Genomic DNA, 18,022 nt, shown 5'->3' with positions numbered 1-18,022 from the left:
CACGTGTTTCTGTTCCGGTTGACTTCCGGTGCCCGGCAGTCACTAAAGCCCGGTCAAAAACATATCATTTATCAAGAAGATTAAAAAATGAAGGCGTACAGTGTAAAAGACCTGCTTGTCGAAGATCTGCTATTACAGGAAGTAAGTGTTCAGGGATGGGTAAGAACATTCCGTAGCAACCGTTTCATTGCTTTGAATGACGGTTCTACCGTTCATAATATTCAATGTGTGGTAGACTTCGAAAAAACATCCGAAGATGTCCTGAAACGTATTACAACCGGGGCTTCGATCCGGATAAAGGGAACTCTCGTAGAAAGCTCCGGAAAAGGACAAAAAGTGGAGATCCAGGCCAACCAACTGGAAATCCTAGGAGATTCACATCCGGAAGAATATCCTATTCAGCCGAAAAAACACTCCCTGGAATTCCTCAGAGAAAAGGCTCATTTGCGTACACGGACCAGCACTTTCAGTGCGGTAATGCGTGTACGATCGGCACTGTCGTTTGCAGTACACCAATATTTTCAAAATAACGGGTTCAACTACGTAAATACTCCTATCATAACGGGAAGCGATGCGGAAGGAGCCGGAGAAATGTTCCGGGTAACTACCCTGGATGCCACAAATCCTCCGTTACATGAAGACGGTCATGTAAATTATAAAGAAGATTTTTTCGGTAAGGAGACCAACCTCACCGTTTCCGGGCAACTGGAGGCCGAGGCCTATGCCATGTCTCTGGGTAAAGTATACACTTTCGGCCCTACTTTCCGTGCCGAAAACTCCAATACTTCCAGGCACCTCGCGGAATTCTGGATGATAGAACCCGAAGTGGCCTTTATGGATCTCGATGGTAACATGGACCTCGCGGAAGATTTTATAAAATACGTAGTCCGCTACGCTCTGGAAAACTGTCAAGACGACCTGGAATTCCTGGAACAACGTCTTTCGGATGAAGAAAAGACCAAACCTCAGAACGAAAGAAGCGAAATGCCTCTTACGGAAAAGCTCCGTTTCGTTCTGGATAATAACTTTAAAAGGGTAAGCTATACCGAGGCTATTGACATTCTCCGGAATTCAAAACCCAACAAAAAGAAAAAATTCCGGTACATCATTGAAGAATGGGGTGCAGACCTGCAAAGTGAACACGAACGTTACCTGGTGGAAAAACACTTTAAATGCCCTGTCATCCTGTTTGATTACCCGGCGAAGATCAAAGCTTTTTATATGCGCCTGAACGATGACGGCAAGACCGTAAGAGCCATGGACATCCTGTTTCCCGGTATCGGAGAGATCGTGGGGGGATCGCAAAGGGAAGAACGTTATGATGTACTCCTGGAAAAGGTAAAAGCCCTGGGAATCGATGAAAAAGAACTTTGGTGGTACCTGGACCTCAGAAAATACGGTACTGCTGTTCACAGTGGTTTCGGACTAGGCTTTGAACGGCTTGTATTGTTTGCGACGGGTATGACCAATATACGAGATGTTATCCCTTTCCCGAGGACACCACAAAATGCAGAGTTTTAATATTCTTATTATATATCCCGGTCCGAATTAATCCGGACCGGGATTTTTCTTTACCTCCTTCCCGGCATATTATCAACATCAAATACGTGTTGTCTTCTTTTCGAAAGTCCCGGAAACATCCCGTTATTTTCTCACATCAAAAAACACCATCTTTAATCCGGGATTTTACCTATTCGACATATTGCGAATATTTTTTTTAGCTATATTTACACGACCAAATCTTTAAAACTTTACTTATGATCTTCCGTACTGCCCTGTTAAGGCCGCTTATAGCCTTGATTATTATCGTTCTCTGTACCGCCTGTAGCAGTGATGACGATACGATACCGGAACCGGAACTGACCTTCGAGGAACTCTATTACCTATCCATTTCGGATGCTATGGTAACCGAAGAAGATGAGATCATCGACTCGTTATGGGCAATAACCCCGGAAAATGAAGGACTTCAATGGAAAACCATCAACGGTCGCGAATATATATTGATGGCCAGTTTTCACAAATATCCTTCCAGCTATCCCGCGGGAGATTCGATCACCAACACCTGGGGGGAATCCTGGTTATTTATTCCCGGCCAAATGAAATCGCGTATAAAAAATGATTTCATTCAAAGTTCGGATACAATAATGCGTATTTGCCAGGTACTGGGGCTTCCCCCTGCCGATGAAAACAGTAACACACACATCAGCACCCTGTGGGTACGTCCGGAAAGCCTTTACCGCCCTGCCGGTAATCCGGATGTCAGTACGACCACAACGGGATCTGCCCTTTCGGAAAATGTGTCGGAGAGCTACACCTCCTGGTTTAACGACTATATCATTTTTGCCTATTACCGGACACTTTCCTACGAAACCGATCATCATTATCCCTGGACACGTCTCGGATACACATACGATTGGTCTCCGGAAACGGCAGAGGTCGGATTAGGCGAATTCGTTTTGTCTACGAGTTCCGGTATCTGGGTTGAGGAAACTTCTGCCGCAAGTGATTTCTTTACGGACTGATCTTTTGTTGGTGCCGAACTCCGGATAACTATAAAACATAGTTCTCCTTTTTCGGTCCGGAGTGACGGAAATAAAATTACAGTATTGTTTTCAACGAAACTCCTATTTATACCTTTATTATTCCCCGGTTCAAAGTTTTCGATTATTTTTGTATTATAAGCCAGGAGTAATTGAAAGACAGATGCTGAAACAACAGTTACAGTTTAAATTATCGCAGAAATTATCGCCTCAGCAAATACAGCTGATGAAGCTGATCCAATTGCCTACATTGGCTTTTGAGCAACGGCTGAAACAGGAGATAGAGGAAAACCCTGCTTTGGAAAGTGGTAAAGAGGAGGAGGCAAATTATGAGGACGATATCAACGATCCTTATGAGGATCTCTATGAAGACGGTAATGAAAAAATAGAGGCCGAGGATATTAATGTGGATGAATATCTCAGTGATGACGAAATTCCGGATTACCGGCTGCATGCCAATAACTACAGTTCCGATGACGAAGAAAAGACCGTTCCGTATGCTGCCGGTACTTCTTTCCACCAATATCTGGTAAATCAGCTAAACACCTATTCCCTGAATGATGACCAACGAGACATTGCCGAATTCCTGGTGGGGAGTGTGGACGAAAGCGGTTATATAAGGCGGTCTGTTGAGGATATTATGGACGACCTTGCCTTTACCCAGAATATATATACGGATGAAGCCTCGATTGGAAAAATCCTGCAGATCGTCCATCACCTGGACCCGGCGGGGGTAGGCGCCAGGGACCTGAAAGAGTGCCTGCTTATCCAGTTAAGGAGAAAAGAGCCTGCACCTTCGGTAGAACTGGCCATTGACATCCTGGAAAAGTCCTTTGAACAGTTTACTAAAAAGCACTATAAAAAATTACTGCAACGGCACCACATTGATGAGGAAGAACTCAAAAATGCCGTACACGAAATTGAAAAATTAAACCCGAAACCCGGAAGTTCTTATTCCGGAAGCAACCGTATGGTAGAGCACATCGTGCCCGATTTTACCATACGTATCGTGGATGGCGAGCTGGAACTTTTCCTTAACGGGAGAAATGCTCCGCAACTGCATGTCTCCAAAGAATACAGTAACATGTTGCAGGGATATAAGGATGCGAAAGAAAAATCCAGGTCTCAGAAAGATGCCGTACAGTTCATCAAACAAAAACTGGATGCGGCCAAATGGTTTATCGACGCCATAAAACAACGCCAGGAAACCCTTTTCGTGACGATGAACGCTATTATGCATTATCAGTCGGAATATTTTCTGACGGGTGATGAACGGAAACTGAAACCAATGATCCTGAAAGACATTGCAGATAGTATAGGGATGGATGTCTCAACCGTTTCCCGGGTGGCCAACAGCAAGTATGTAGACACTCCGTACGGGACCAAGTTTATCAAGGACTTTTTCTCGGAATCCATGAAAAATGAGCAGGGCGAAGATGTCTCGACACGGGAGATTAAAAAGATACTCGAAAATATTATCGAAGAAGAAGACAAAAAAACACCGCTTACGGACGACAGGCTGGCTGTACTCCTCAAGGAAAAAGGTTATCCTATTGCACGAAGGACCATAGCCAAATACCGGGAACAGCTGGACATCCCCGTAGCGAGATTGAGAAAACAGATATAAAAAACGGAAACAGGCATAAGTTATGTCTCTTTCAAGCCCGGAAACTACACATGTATTTTTCAAAACTATTCAGCTACCTGCTTCACCCTGTTTTTATGCCATTTGCCGGCACAATCGCCTATTTCATGATCTCTCCTTCTTATTTCCCGGAAGAAGCCCGAAAAAGCATCATAATACCCGTACTCATACTCACCCTGATCGTTCCGGTAGTGTTGTACTTCCTGCTGAAAAACCTCGGATGGGTCCGTTCCCCGGAACTATCGGGAGTAGAAGAACGCAAAGTACCATTGTACACCGCCATTCCCATCACTTTTATCATTGCACGGCATATTACACCTGCCTCTACCGAACTGCACTATTTTTTTATGGGGATATTGGTGACCCTGTTCCTCTGCCTGTCACTGGTACTATTAAAGGTTAAGGCAAGTATTCACATGATGGGTATAACCGGACTGACAACTTTTATACTGGGACTCAGCATGCATTACCGTCTGAACATGACCTTTTTACTGGCTGCACTCATCCTTTTTACCGGTATTGTGGCTTCGTCAAGGTTACATCTGAAGGCTCATAATATCGGGGAGATCGCCCTGGGAATATTGCTGGGGGCGGTACCCCAGGCCATCATTTTTCCGTACTGGTTATAGGGCATAAAAGATAATACCCACTTTTAGGGATTTCATATCTATCTGCTCTCCGCTTTCCATTACGGCCCCATCCTTAAACAAATTTCTCAACCCGTAATAAGCATAAAAATTCCAGGTATTGTATCCTGCACTGAGGTGAAGACCTGCCTGGAACCTGGATATGTCTTTATTAGAGAACTTTTTCTTCTCATCCCCTACAAATTTATACCCGTTAGCAAAAACATACCCTAATTTAACCCCGGCATATACTCTCCAGAACTTATAAGTGGCAGCAGTGGAAGTCCGCCACCTGAATTCTATGGGCATCTCTAGCAAATGCGCATCCATTCTATTACGACTGTAATCCACAGAGTCCGGTATAACCCTGTAATTCATCCCTGCATCTCCTTTCAGAAACTCTAGGTTGTGAAAGTGCGCGTTGTACGCATACCCAAGCCCAATCCCCAAAGCCACGTTCCTCCGCCCGTTCAGGGGCATGTCCTTAATCACCCCAAACTGTATACCCCTGGACAGGTTGTTCTGTTTTATATCCGAAGGACGGTTTAACAGTATATTGTAAGTAACACCAATATATATCTGGTCTTCCTTATATTTATGGTCCACCGTAGTACTATCCGGAGTCAGTGTGTTCAATCCGGAATCTTGCTGAGCAATGCCGATCGCACAATAAAACAGGATCAGATAAACTACGCAAAACGAGCCTTTCATACATCTCAATTTTAAACAAATATACTCTATTTAGAATTTCATACGGACCAAGTCTGGGAGTTATGGAGGTTTCTAATTGGTAGTCCTAAATTGTTTCTCTGCAATAATTCTGTCTTGCTCCTGAAAAAATCAGCTTCCTTAAATCTAAAGAAATACTATCATTATGGCTTATGGTCCTTTGGCAAATAGGCCTATCAAATAATCCCAAAACTAACAACTCACAAAAAAACCGGCGCGTAAAATACGGCCGGTTCTCTCAAAATATAAGTTTAAGAAATGAGGATTATTCCATATTCCTCATTGCATCTCCTTCCTTGGTTGTGTAATTTACCTTTAAAGCATTTACTTTTCTCAACTCCTGCTTAATGTCAGATATAAGTCCCATATTGGTTTCTTTATCCACTTTAAGAGCTGTAGTCATCAAGGGTTGAAGTTCCTGCCTCATTTTGGCTCTTTCCGCCAGAATGTAAGGCGCCACCTCGTCCACACCTGCAAATTTATCGTTCAACTGAATCCTTGCCTGCGAACCGTACTTAGACTGATATCTCGGATGTGGTTTCCCGGCATATACATACACCACCCTATCTCTTTTATCCAGTTTTTGCACCTGGTCTGCGATAGGCAGGACATTATCTACCATTAACGAATCATCCTTCATCACAGTAACGGTCATAAAGAAAAACAGTAGCATAAATACGATATCCGGCAGCGACGCGGTGGAAACGGCTGGCAATTCGCCATCTTTCTTCTTTGTGAATTTAGCCATAATAGTATTTTTAGTTTTTCTTTGGTTCCGCTTCGGACAAAAATTGCGGATACATTTTCTGTATACGTTCTACTCTCGGTTTCAGCTTTTCTTTCTGATCATCCGGAGTTTTAGGGTCACTATACATATCCTGCATTGCCGTAAAATCGGTTTTATACAAACGTTGTGCTTCACGGTTCCGCAATTCATTATATGCAGCTACCAGTTCGTTTTGCACAGCAATATATGTACTATACTTGGTTTCCCTGTCGTTCTGAAGAGAGATTATCGCTTTTTCGGGGTGTACAGAAGATTTAGGATCTTTAGCCCCCTGGCAATAGTCGCAAGATTCTCCATTATCATTCAAGCCTCCGCCGTTATCGATAAAATCCTCAGCAACTTTACGAAGGTCTTTCAAATCCGTGACCTCATCGTTAACCATCAGTTGATCACTCTTATTGATGATCACCTGTAGCAAGTTTCTCTCCTTTATAATAACATCTTCATCTGGCGGCTCCAGTGGTGGGAGCTTACGGTCCAGCCCGGAATCTGTCTCAATGGTGGTTGTCACCAGAAAGAAGATAAGGAGCAAGAACGCAATGTCCGCCATGGAACCAGCATTTACTTCTGGTATACCTCTTCTTGCCATAATTACTTCATTAATATTTTTTTCACGCTTGACATTACCATTGCAATAATTGCAACAATTGCCAGTATGTAAAAGGCTATGAGTCCCCCCCCTACTAATTTGGAGGTTTCGGCAGTAGCCAACACACTACCATCTGATGACATAACTTCGCTTCCGGAAGCTAACGCATAGCTAACTACCAGTATTATAACGAAAGCCACCAGTGAAATGAGCATTTCTTTTAGTTTGTGGTGCGAGAACAAACTTTTTATACTGAATATCACTGTGATAAGAACAGCTATTCCGAACAGTATATAAGAGACGATAAACATCAGGTTTACGTTCGAATTTGTAGCTGCTTCTTCTACCGGCACATCAGTACTGGGCAACAAAAACCACAGTACGGCGCCGATTATACCAGCAATAATTAATAATATCTTATATATTTTCATAACTACTTTTTAATCTGGTTTTACTTTTTGTGAGCTACCAACAAATCGATCAGTGTAATGGAAGCCTCTTCCATATCGTTTACTATACTATCGATTTTAGCAATGATGTAGTTGTAAAATATTTGCAGGATAATTGCCACAATAAGACCAAATACCGTAGTCAATAAGGCCACCTGAATATCCGCCGCAATCAAAGATGCGTCCAATCCACCGGCTGCACTAATTTTGTCAAATGCCTGGATCATACCGATTACCGTACCCATGAACCCAAGCATCGGGGCTACTGCGATAAATAAAGATACCCAAGACACATTCTTTTCCAGCTGTCCCATTTGCACACCTCCGTAGGCCACAACTGCTTTTTCAGCAGCTTCCGTTCCTTCGTCAGCTCTTTCCAGCCCTTGATAGAATATGGAAGCAACAGGGCCTTTTGTGTTTCTGCACACTTCTTTCGCAGCTTCTACACCACCTGAAGCCAGTGCATCTTCTACTTTAGAAGTAAGCTTTCTTGTATTGGTAGTAGAAAGGTTAAGGAAGATGATCCTTTCAATTGCAACTGCAAGTCCGAGAATCAAACACAATAACACGATTCCCATAAATCCGGCACCACCTTTTATAAAATATTCTTTCAATACCTGATGAAAAGGTTTGCTTTCTTCACTTGAAGCAGCAGCATCGTCTTGGACGAAAGCAGCAGCGTCGTCTACGGGAGCAACTATTTCCGAAATATTTTCAGATACAACAGGAGCAAGATCCTTCGCTTCTGCCGTTGTTGCGTTAAGAGCCATCAATCCGGCAACAGCCAGAACAGAGAATAATCTTTTCATTTCTTCTAAACTTAAATTTTGTTAGTTAATAGGGTTAAAGATATAAAATTTTTACAATTAATGAATTTATAATAAAGAAGGGAAAACTCTTCCGATTCCATCCTCCCGAGTTCCGTTACCGGAAAACTAATAGTTTTTTTAAGAACTTTGTAACGGTTCCGGCAATTATATTTTTTTAAAGATATATTTGCCGGTTTTTTTATAATACAAATGCTTCAATTTCACTTGTTAAACTTGCAGAGAGGAAGGGATTCGAACCCTCGATACGCTTGTGACGTATACACACTTTCCAGGCGTGCGCCTTCGACCACTCGGCCACCTCTCTGTATTTTGAAGAATTGTTTCTTTGATTTTCTTCGGGGTGCCAAATAACGAATTTTTTTTTAGTTGATAAAATTTATCTTGTTATTTTTAATGTAATTCCCCCCTTAAAGGTGTTTCGAACACAGTTTTAAACGCTTTTTTATTGATTTTACACCCCAAAAGGTACATAAGCTTAGCAATCGCGGCCTCTGTGGTGATGTTTTTTCCATTGATAACCCCCATTTTCCGAAGGTGTGTACTGGTCTCGTATTTCCCCATCAGCACACTTCCTCCCGAGCATTGTGTCACATTAACTATAAATATCCCCTTTTTTACCGCTTTTTCCACCAAAACCCGGAACCATTCTTCTGTCGGGGCGTTACCGGCTCCATAGGTTTCGACAATAACCGCCTTCAGTCCCGGAGTTTCAAATATACCGGAAAGGACAGCTCCATTTATTCCCGGAAAAAGTCTTATTACCGCTATATTAGTATCCAGTTCTTTATGAACCTCGAACTTTTTTCTCCTGTTCGGCACTAATAGATGTTCGTCATTAATCTTCAGATGTACACCACTTTCCGCAAGGGGCGGATAATTCAGGGATGCAAATGCTTCAAAATGTTCTGCATTTATTTTGGTCGTGCGGTTGGCCCTGTAAAGTTTATACTCAAAATACAGGCACACTTCGGCTACTTTTGGCTTTCCTTTTTCCTTAAGCGCAGCTATTTGTATAGACGTTATCAGGTTTTCTTTGGCATCGGTACGCAAGTCTCCTATGGGTAATTGCGAACCTGTGAGAATGACCGGTTTGGTCAGGTTTTCCAGCATAAAACTCAATGCCGCCCCGGTATAACTCATGGTATCACTGCCATGCAATACGACAAAGCCATCAAAAGCATTATAATTATCCTCTATGATCCCGGCAATCAGTACCCAGTACTCCGGATTCATATTGGATGAATCTATAGGATCATCAAATGAAACTGTTTTTATATTACAATCCAGATGCGAAAGCTCGGGAATTCTTTTTAACAGTTTATCGAAATTAAAGGCACGTAACGCCCCGGTTTCATAATCTTTTATCATTCCGATGGTACCGCCTGTATATATAAGAAGTATATCAGATCTTTTTCCCATAATCGAAAAACTGTTTTGTAAATTCTGTCTCTATATCTTCTTATGCGAAATCAAACGGCCCCGCTTCGTATGTATAAGAGGTAACGCTCTTTTCTGTCATATATTTCATTATATCTTAATCCCTAAATGTATTACCTATCATATTCCATCCGGTTCACCACGGGGTTGGCATACATGGAAAGAAAATTTTTCCTGGCTACTTCGTTTTCTTTGCCCACTCTCCTTTCCAGTCTTCTTTCAAACTGGCGCTTCTCTTTTTCGTTATACTTATCCGTATACTTTCCGGTACCATGCAACAGATCGTATGCCAGGTAATTGGTAGGCCACAGCCGGTAATTCTTATGGATTTGCTCGTCGATAAGGTCTGCAAGTATCTGAAACTGCCTGTTCACAGGCTCACCGCTGTTCCGGATCTCATCCAGTTCGGTATCCAGCACATCCCCTACCTGTATACAGATGCGTTTCTTTTGTCCCAGTGCACCTTTGAGTATGGAGTTAAAATCCTCGTTACTGGTTTTTACATATTCCATGTCGTAATGTCTCGCCAGGAGCTCGGGCATTTTCAACAGATCGGTAGGATCGTATTCATATGAGATAGAAACGGGGGCAATACGCAACTTTTTAAAATAGTCCATAATCTCCTTTTCATCATTGGCCAGTGCCAACATCTTCAACACCCCTTGCTGTGTACGATCGTTACCATCTTTTGTACGGCCTTCTCTCTGGGCGATCCAGACGGACCTGTTCTCATCCTGCAACAGGTGTTTTATATAACCGGAAACTTTTCTGGAACTTTCGAGCATTTCCCGCGGCGAAAGCCCTCTCCGGATGAGAAAATTTCTTACAAGTTTGGATAATGCCAGCAAAAACGGCTTGTGTACAAGATTATCCCCTATCGCCGATGCGGTTAATACCAGCTTATTATCCATCAGGGCCACATTCAGCAGGGAAGTATCCATAACTATGTCGCGGTGATTGGATATAAAAAGGTACGAGGTATCCGGTTTTAATTTTTCAAAGCCCGTAGTAAAGAACCCTTCCGAACTTTTTTCCAGGACATTACGAACACTTTGATATATTACTTTCTCCTGAAAATCATTGACGGAATGACAGGAATCAAGTACTCCTTCTATTTCTTCCTGCGTCTTGTCCGGAAAAGTAAAATAGAGCAAAGCCCGGATCAAAGGATGATCCTTGTACTCTTTAAGAGCTCCATTTACCTCACTGTCCAGATAAGGACGAATTTCTTTATAATTATCCAACGATTAATTCTTTAAATACAGAACAGGATCTCCTTCACAACGACAAGACAATGAAATACAGCGATATCAACTTCATGACAAACAACTGTTCGGGACCCGTAACAAATTTAAGCACATCGGGCAAATGAACAAAAATTTATTGACTTTACCGTCTGTGTAATATTTAAAATTTCACATAACAGGGTTTCCGGCGCTCTTCTTTTCAGACCCCGAAAACATCGCTTGCATTTTTTGTGGTTATTTTGGCGGTCTCTTCTTCTGAAAGTCCGTAAATATCGCTCAGTTTCTTCAGTACGTTAATAACATACGCGCTTTCGTTTCGTTTACCGCGATAAGGCACAGGTGCCAGGTAAGGAGCATCTGTTTCCAGGACGATATTACGGATATTCACCTCATCCAGGAAACGATCTATTTTTCCGTTCTTAAAGGTTACAACTCCTCCGATACCCAGTTTCATATTATAGGATATGGCACGTTCGGCCTGTTCCCTGTTTCCTGTAAAGCAGTGAAAAATACCAAACAGATCCTCTCCTTTCTCTTCTTCCAGTATATCAAAAACCTCATCAAAGGCTTCCCGGCAATGTATAACAATAGGTAACCGGTGTTTTTTGGCAAGCTTTATCTGGTATCGAAAGGCTTCCTGTTGCCAATGAAGATAACTTTTGTCCCAATAGAGGTCTATTCCTATTTCTCCTATAGCATAAAACTTATGTGTATCGAGCATTTGTTCTACATGGGCCAGTTCTTCCTTAAAGTTTTCCTTAACATGTGTGGGGTGCAGTCCTGTCATCAGGAAAATATGACCGGGATAATCTTTTTCCAGTTGAAGCATGCGTTCGGTGTATGTAGAATCTATGGCAGGCACAAAAAAGCGTTTAACATCTGCTTTGAGGGCGCGTTGTATCATCTCATGCCGATCCTCGTCATAGGCTTCACTATATAAATGTGTATGCGTATCTGTTACCATCATGAGGCAAAAATAGAAACATTAAAGCTATCTTTGCACAAATTTTTAAAAAGACCGTCCCTATAGAAGAAAGGAAAACGGTAAAAGTTGAATGAAGCGCCCCGTACTTTAAATTGAAAAACAACATATGAAAAGTTTAAAGACTCTCCTAGGCGAAAAAGGATTCGTTAAGATTCCCATGGTATTAACCAACACGAATCACTTCGAAATACAAGCCAAAATAAATGGTATCGAAGGGCGCTTTATACTGGACACCGGGGCATCCAGCACGTGTGTAGGAGTAGATTGTGCCGAACACTTTAACCTCAATACGGAAGATTCACAGGTAAAAGCCGCAGGGGCAGGGGCCAATAATATGGATACCCGCATGTCCAAACGAAATACAGTTACCATAGGCCCGTGGAATAAGGATAAGGTAAAACTGGTATTGTTCAACCTCTCTCATGTCAACGAAGCACTGATACAACATGATTCCCTGCCTGTACACGGCATCATTGGTGCGGATATACTAAAAAAGGCCAAAGCTATTATCGATTACGGTAAAAAATGTGTTTACCTCAAGAGTAATCGAAACGGTATATAACAACCGGACAGACAAATAGCAAAAAATAGTTATCTTTGAAGTACCCCTTACTTACTGTACATTTCCAAGTACCAAACAACTAACACACGTCATTTCACAGACAATTCATACATTTTTGTGGATGGCTTTTAACCAAATTACTACCCCATGAATACTGTTTTAATGCCAGAAAATAGCACAAAGATCCTCACGGAAACCACTGCTTTATTACAAAGGCTCAAAGAGCTCATCGGAATCCGGACCGATGTTGAACTTTCGGATGTCCTGGGTATAAAACCCAATACGCTTTCCACCTGGAAAAAGAGGAATACCCTGGATTATAAAAAGGTGCTCACTGCATGTTATAATTACCGCCTGGATGTAAACAAGCTGTTTTTTAGTCAAAAAGCGCTTTCTCTTTCGGAGGCCGATGCGAACAGAGGTTTTCTGGTAGTCTCCAGAGAAATGTATTACCCGTATGTCGCCAATTTGAAAGACCTGATTTTTATCAATTCGCTTCCGAGGTTTGATTTCCCGTTTATTTCGGGGAAGAATATACGGGCGTTCCAGATTGTCGGTTCAGGCATGTCCCCTAGGCTGGAAGACGGTGATTTTGTAGTAGGGGAATACGTAAAAGACACCAATTCAATTATCAGCGGACATATTTATGTACTGATAAGTAAGATCAAAGGGATCTTCATTAACCGGGTGGAACCCGACCCTAACTTTCCCGGTTTTCTGCATATCCTTAATGACAAAAAGCTGATTTCTCCTCAAATGCGGATGGCAACAGACGAAATTGTAGAGCTGTGGAAAGTAACCTCGGTATTCTCACTCGATTTCATAGAAGATGAACAAAACGGCGAAGAGATGCGCACTTCATAAAATCATCGTGCGCCTACAGCTTATTCCAGGTGTTTTTCTATGTACTTCGAATTGAGAAGGCGCAAGGCTCCCATATAATTTATGTGGAAGGGAACCATGTCGCCCACCTTGATATTGTGGTTATTTTTACCCACATCCAGAACTATCATATCGGAACTCCCCCCTTCGAGGTGATATTCTTCGTAAAGAGGTTTTATGTTTTTTATTTCGATATCGAGTATACCGATATCCACCAAAATCCGTATGCTGGTTTCCGAATAATCCTCTATTTCAAAAACCGGCGTTTCTCCTGCCACATTGGAACCGACATACCCGGTTGGATTGGTTGGTTTTTCCATAACTTCCAGCACTTCCGCATACAACATAAAGACATCCTGTTTCATTCCCTCCATCGGAGAATCCTCAAACAGATCGTTGCCGAAAAACAGGGTTTCCCCTATCCGGAAATGGTTGACACCTTCCGGCACGAGGTTTTTACGCAACAAGGGTATGGTTACCGAAGTTCCCAGCGACACCCACGGGATCTTTTTATTGAACTTGGCCTCTATAAGCTGTTCGTATAAACTCATCTGGATGAGCTTGTCATGCGAAGGCATGATGCCGTTAAGACAGTTAAGGTTAGCGCCAATCCCTACCACTTCCACAGCTTCAAGGTCAAATACCCTGGCATAAAAATCCACAAAATCCTCTCTCATTACTCCTTCGCGAAGGTCTCCCATCTCAATCATAATAACAATACGGTGTACTTTGCCTGCTTTTATGGCATACCGGTCTATCATTTCGATAGTTTCAAACTGGGTGTTGAAACTTATATCCGCCACTTCTATCAACTCGTCTATACTGCGTGTTGGTGGTGGTTTGATATACCCGGTCTTAATTTCCGGGTTGATTTTTTTTATCATGGCCAGGTTGCTGAGACGGGAATCGAAGATACAATCGGGGCGAAGTTTTATGACCTCTTCCAGAAAAAGTTTGTTACCACACAATAACTTGGTCACTATCCCCCAGTCTTTGTCATGACTTCCGAAAAGGTCTTTCAGGAAGAGGTAATTATGCTTTAAAGCACGTGTATTTAATTTAAGATATGCCATGTTTTACGTACGGTTAATTGCCAGGAACACCAGCCCGGAGGATAAAATCCCTATAATGATCGGGTCAAAACCAAAGGGGACAGGAATAGTAAATATACTAAAAATCAGCGTACTGCCTCCACCAACTAACATCGACACCAGGGCTGCGGAAGATTTTACTTTGTGTGCAAAAAGCATTCCGAGAACCGGAATAAAAAGTCCCGAAACCATAAAGGCATAGGAATTAAGCATCAGGTCCAGAACATTTTGCATCTGAGATGCTATAAGAATTGCCAGAATACCTATAACCAGTGTAATGGCCTGTGATATCCGGATTACTTTGCTATCTGTACTTTTAAGTCCCAGGATATCGGTCACGAAATTTCCCGAAGCTGCCATAAGACAGCTATCTGCCGTAGACATTATTGCCGAAAAATAGGCAGACATCATCAATCCTGTTAATCCTACGGGAAGAATGGAACGCAAAAGTAGCGGCAAGCCCATTTCCGGATCGGTTTCTGCCATAGCCTCTCCCGTAGCGTAATCGAATTCGGCAAACATTCCCGCATCGGCAGCCACCCGTGCAAAAAGGCCGAGCAATACTCCCATAAAAGCCATTACCGGGTATTCGAACAGACCGGCAATGTACCAGGCTTTCTTAGCCGTTTTTTCGTCTTTACAGGAAAATATTCGTTGATACAGGGTCATCCCTATGAACCAGATGGGTACAATGGTTACCAGCCAGTTGACAAACTGTACCCAGCTCAGGTTTGAAAAACTGAAAAACTCATCCGGTAAACTTTCGCGTATCACGGACATCCCTCCCAGTTTTATGTAAGCCATGGGTATTCCTATACATATGAGTCCTCCCATAAGAAGTATCCACTGGAAAGTATCGGTATAAATAACCGCTTTTATACCTCCGGCCACAGTATAGGCCACGGCAACCGCGCCCATGATTATAAGGGCATTGTCCATGCTCAGCGCCGGGAATGTCCCGGTGGCCAGTTTGGCTCCCGCCAAAAGCTGTGAAGAAGTGAAACCGAGGTAACCTACGAAAGAAATCATCCCGGCCAGTAAAGCAACATTTTTACCGTAAAATTTCTGTAATAATTGAGGAAAGGTCAGTAATTTGTGCAAATGTCCCATTCTTATCACTTTCGGAATGAGGAAGACTGCTGCCAGCCATGCCCCTACCAAACCGGTAAAGAGCATCCACGAACCGGATATCCCCATGACAAACCCTAGACCTCCCAGACCTATGGAAAAGCCGCCCCCTACATCAGTGGCAACTACAGAAAGCCCCACATGGATACTGCTCATATTACGCCCCCCTACATAATAGTCCTCATTACTCTCGTTTTTGAGATAATAATACCACCCCACGATCATAACTCCTATGATGTAGGCGGCAAAAATAACAATGTCAATAAAGCTCATGCCCTATTTTTTGGTGAAGCGCATTTCTAGGTATTTATTTACAAATCCCAGTTTTTCGTAAAGGTGTTTGGCAGGATTGTCAGGTTCGACGTGAAGGGCAATACTACCTTCGGCCAGCTCTATAGCTTTCTGCATGAGCTCTTTCCCAATACCCTTCCCTCTTTTATCTTTATGTGTAGCAATATACACCAATATGTTTTCGGGAATATATCCTTTCATTCCCGTACTGTTTATGACTGTTGCGGCGACGATCTCTTTATTCTCTTTGGCTACCAGGACAAACCCTCCCAGAGAGGGTATCGTATCTCTCATGGAAAAATCAACAGCAGCCAGAATGTCTTTTTCCTCATCTCCGTAATTTTCGAGATGGGTGTATAAAAAATTCACCACTTCTTTTTTTTGATCATCCGACAATTTTTGATTGGGATTGTAAATAACAAATGTCATAGCAGAAATACTTTTAGATTGTAGAAAATATGGTAAAACAGCAGGGGTTCCACCCGCTATTCATGGTGTATCCGCCTCTTCCGGAAAAGACGGTTTGTGACATTGTTATGGCGGGGATATGATTTTGAAGAACTTTTTCAGAGAGGACAAGTCTGTTAAAGCTTCTAACATAAAAATCCGGTAATTAGGCTTTACTTTTTTTCGCATTATTACAAATATACGGAATCTTATAGAAAGTATTTTTCACTGGCGGCCGAAGGCAATTAAAACCCTGTATTTCAGCATGAAGAATATAAAAAGCAGATCATACGACCCCATACCTTACTGAAAAGTATTTCCCGAAAATGACCTGCTTTCCAACAGTAGGTTAAGCTATTATATTGTATGGATATAAAATAGGATATTTATGCGAAAATCGACTATAGTTTATATTCATAAATAAAATATCGCCTTCCGGGAAGATGATCCGAACAGTTTGTCATTTGGTATCCTTCCGGAAGGCAATTATTAAAGTACATCATTGCTTTCGGCGAACAACTTCTTAGAGCTTGTTTAAATCGGATTCGCTGAATCATCATATTGTTCTTTTTATTGTCGGCAAGCCCTGCTTTTCTCCTTTAATAAAGTCTATAAGAAACTGCACTGAAAATGTAAGTATGATAAAAAATATAATTAAGATGAACACCGTTAGCATTTGATTTTGACGGTAACCAAAAACTCCTTTCCCCCAGGATATTAAAACCCACTGTATCACATATAAAGATGTAAGATTCTTACTAGAGTATTGCACAATGCGTATACATATATTGTTCCCGCTCTTTAAGAATAGTTTATGAATAATCCACAGGAAAACCAGTGTCCACCCACCAAAATAGATTACTCCACCAGGCCCCATATGATAAAAATCATTGTAGTTATATTCCTCATACAAAAATACAAGCGGCGCTCCAATAGCTATAAACAGAGCTCCTGCCCAAAGCATATGCTTAAATAAACTTTTTTTATCATAGTTCAACTCCACATACCATTTACCGAAGAACATTCCAAAAATGATAAAAGACATCCACGGGAAAACAGGAAAATATACAAATGCAGGGAAATCGTTGCTAAAGAGTAAGTCCAAAATATAATTCAAAACCGGAATATCAATATTGATTCCACTAAGTTCCCTCGATAAAACCGCCACTGATAAACCAATGAGCAGAATTGCATACTTATTTTGTACAAACCTCCTGATAAAACCTATCACCAATAAAGACATCCCTGCCAACTGCAAAATATCTCCTAACAATACCAAATAAATATATTGTACCTGTATCGGGGCGTCCCATCCATACCGCTGGATAAAGTTATCCGGAGCAAAATCAAACCATACCGGAATTATGAACTTCGTAAAATTCATTAGTAAAGCAATTCCCAAAAGCAGGCATCCCCGCTTTAAAGCACTTTTCAGGCTTTGGTGACGGGAGGTCATAAAGGTGACTCCCATACAAACTAAAAAAACGGAAGTTCCTCTTCCCAGAAACACAATAAAATTTCCGGCTATCGACCCTGATTGTACTGCAACATCGGCATAAGTAAGCGAGGTATGTATAATTATCATCCCAATAACACTCATTCCCTTTATAATATCCAGTGCCAAAATCCTCTTGTCCTGATGTTCCATGCTTTCGAAAACCATTACTTGTTAAATATTGATGCAAGGGGCCATCTGGCGATCGTTTGCAACGAGTGCCCATTTACCTGGCATTTGCAATGCCCTTTATTAGCGTTAC

The 18,022-nt window shown here is 42.0% G+C and carries 18 protein-coding genes and 1 tRNA gene; 6 read left to right on the top strand and 13 right to left on the bottom strand.

Features of this window, described 5'->3' with window-relative positions:
* Positions 1–87 precede the first annotated feature (87 nt).
* The 4 genes from asnS to ACVBDY_RS16080 all read left to right on the top strand — a co-directional run bounded on the left by asnS (position 88) and on the right by ACVBDY_RS16080 (position 4,814).
* The gene (gene asnS, locus ACVBDY_RS16095) at positions 88–1,521 is read left to right on the top strand and encodes an asparagine--tRNA ligase (RefSeq protein WP_447176483.1); all 1,434 of its coding nucleotides are present in this window, start codon (positions 88–90) and stop codon (positions 1,519–1,521) included.
* Positions 1,522–1,757: 236 nt separating this feature from the next.
* Positions 1,758–2,522, top strand: coding sequence for a hypothetical protein (locus tag ACVBDY_RS16090; protein ID WP_447176482.1), 765 nt, complete (start codon positions 1,758–1,760; stop codon positions 2,520–2,522).
* A gap of 181 nt (positions 2,523–2,703) precedes the next feature.
* Positions 2,704–4,167, top strand: coding sequence for an RNA polymerase factor sigma-54 (gene rpoN, locus ACVBDY_RS16085; RefSeq protein ID WP_447176481.1), 1,464 nt, complete (start codon positions 2,704–2,706; stop codon positions 4,165–4,167).
* Positions 4,168–4,217: 50 nt separating this feature from the next.
* Complete coding sequence (locus ACVBDY_RS16080) at positions 4,218–4,814, top strand: hypothetical protein (RefSeq protein ID WP_447176480.1); 597 nt, start codon at positions 4,218–4,220, stop codon at positions 4,812–4,814.
* Here the strand turns inward: ACVBDY_RS16080 and ACVBDY_RS16075 are convergent.
* The 9 genes from ACVBDY_RS16075 to ACVBDY_RS16035 all read right to left on the bottom strand — a co-directional run bounded on the left by ACVBDY_RS16075 (position 4,809) and on the right by ACVBDY_RS16035 (position 11,846).
* Positions 4,809–5,522, bottom strand: a complete 714-nt coding sequence (locus ACVBDY_RS16075; protein ID WP_447176479.1) for a porin family protein — start codon at positions 5,520–5,522, stop codon at positions 4,809–4,811. The genes ACVBDY_RS16080 and ACVBDY_RS16075 overlap by 6 nt on opposite strands.
* Before the next feature lie 283 nt (positions 5,523–5,805).
* A complete protein-coding gene (locus ACVBDY_RS16070) occupies positions 5,806–6,288 on the bottom strand; it encodes an ExbD/TolR family protein (protein WP_447176478.1) in 483 nt (160 codons plus the stop codon).
* 10 nt (positions 6,289–6,298) lie between these two features.
* Positions 6,299–6,916 (bottom strand): ExbD/TolR family protein, encoded by a 618-nt coding sequence (locus tag ACVBDY_RS16065; protein ID WP_447176477.1) that lies wholly within the window; start codon positions 6,914–6,916, stop codon positions 6,299–6,301.
* Between the two features lie 2 nt (positions 6,917–6,918).
* On the bottom strand, positions 6,919–7,347 hold the full coding sequence (locus ACVBDY_RS16060) for a hypothetical protein (RefSeq protein WP_447176476.1): 429 nt from the start codon (positions 7,345–7,347) through the stop codon (positions 6,919–6,921).
* Positions 7,348–7,367: 20 nt separating this feature from the next.
* Positions 7,368–8,174 (bottom strand): MotA/TolQ/ExbB proton channel family protein, encoded by an 807-nt coding sequence (locus tag ACVBDY_RS16055; RefSeq protein WP_447176475.1) that lies wholly within the window; start codon positions 8,172–8,174, stop codon positions 7,368–7,370.
* 237 nt (positions 8,175–8,411) lie between these two features.
* A tRNA-Ser gene (locus ACVBDY_RS16050) sits at positions 8,412–8,499 on the bottom strand.
* 86 nt (positions 8,500–8,585) lie between these two features.
* Positions 8,586–9,614 carry an asparaginase gene (locus ACVBDY_RS16045; RefSeq protein ID WP_447176474.1) on the bottom strand — a complete coding sequence of 343 codons (1,029 nt, stop codon included), beginning with the start codon at positions 9,612–9,614 and terminating at the stop codon, positions 8,586–8,588.
* A 131-nt stretch (positions 9,615–9,745) separates the two neighbouring features.
* Positions 9,746–10,876, bottom strand: coding sequence for a 1-acyl-sn-glycerol-3-phosphate acyltransferase (locus ACVBDY_RS16040; RefSeq protein ID WP_447176473.1), 1,131 nt, complete (start codon positions 10,874–10,876; stop codon positions 9,746–9,748).
* A gap of 202 nt (positions 10,877–11,078) precedes the next feature.
* The gene (locus ACVBDY_RS16035; RefSeq protein ID WP_447176472.1) at positions 11,079–11,846 is read right to left on the bottom strand and encodes a TatD family hydrolase; all 768 of its coding nucleotides are present in this window, start codon (positions 11,844–11,846) and stop codon (positions 11,079–11,081) included.
* 124 nt (positions 11,847–11,970) lie between these two features.
* Here ACVBDY_RS16035 and ACVBDY_RS16030 point away from each other — a divergent pair, with 124 nt between their 5' ends.
* Together ACVBDY_RS16030 and ACVBDY_RS16025 are read left to right on the top strand one after the other, a co-directional pair.
* Positions 11,971–12,426, top strand: coding sequence for a retropepsin-like aspartic protease family protein (locus ACVBDY_RS16030; protein WP_447176471.1), 456 nt, complete (start codon positions 11,971–11,973; stop codon positions 12,424–12,426).
* 147 nt (positions 12,427–12,573) lie between these two features.
* Positions 12,574–13,290, top strand: coding sequence for a LexA family transcriptional regulator (locus tag ACVBDY_RS16025; RefSeq protein ID WP_447176470.1), 717 nt, complete (start codon positions 12,574–12,576; stop codon positions 13,288–13,290).
* A 20-nt stretch (positions 13,291–13,310) separates the two neighbouring features.
* On the opposite strand, the gene ACVBDY_RS16020 is transcribed toward ACVBDY_RS16025, so the two are convergent.
* The 4 genes from ACVBDY_RS16020 to ACVBDY_RS16005 all read right to left on the bottom strand — a co-directional run bounded on the left by ACVBDY_RS16020 (position 13,311) and on the right by ACVBDY_RS16005 (position 17,913).
* Positions 13,311–14,381, bottom strand: a complete 1,071-nt coding sequence (locus ACVBDY_RS16020) for an alanine racemase (protein WP_447176469.1) — start codon at positions 14,379–14,381, stop codon at positions 13,311–13,313.
* A gap of 3 nt (positions 14,382–14,384) precedes the next feature.
* The gene (locus tag ACVBDY_RS16015) at positions 14,385–15,800 is read right to left on the bottom strand and encodes a sodium:solute symporter family protein (RefSeq protein WP_447176468.1); all 1,416 of its coding nucleotides are present in this window, start codon (positions 15,798–15,800) and stop codon (positions 14,385–14,387) included.
* A 3-nt stretch (positions 15,801–15,803) separates the two neighbouring features.
* Positions 15,804–16,247: a GNAT family N-acetyltransferase gene (locus ACVBDY_RS16010; protein ID WP_447176467.1), complete on the bottom strand. Its 444-nt coding sequence runs from the start codon at positions 16,245–16,247 to the stop codon at positions 15,804–15,806.
* A 574-nt stretch (positions 16,248–16,821) separates the two neighbouring features.
* Positions 16,822–17,913, bottom strand: a complete 1,092-nt coding sequence (locus tag ACVBDY_RS16005) for a heparan-alpha-glucosaminide N-acetyltransferase domain-containing protein (protein WP_447176466.1) — start codon at positions 17,911–17,913, stop codon at positions 16,822–16,824.
* Positions 17,914–18,022: the final 109 nt, after the last annotated feature.

The sequence above is a fragment of the Sinomicrobium halophytocola genome (assembly GCF_052983395.1).
This window is presented reverse-complemented; position numbering and strand designations above follow the sequence as displayed.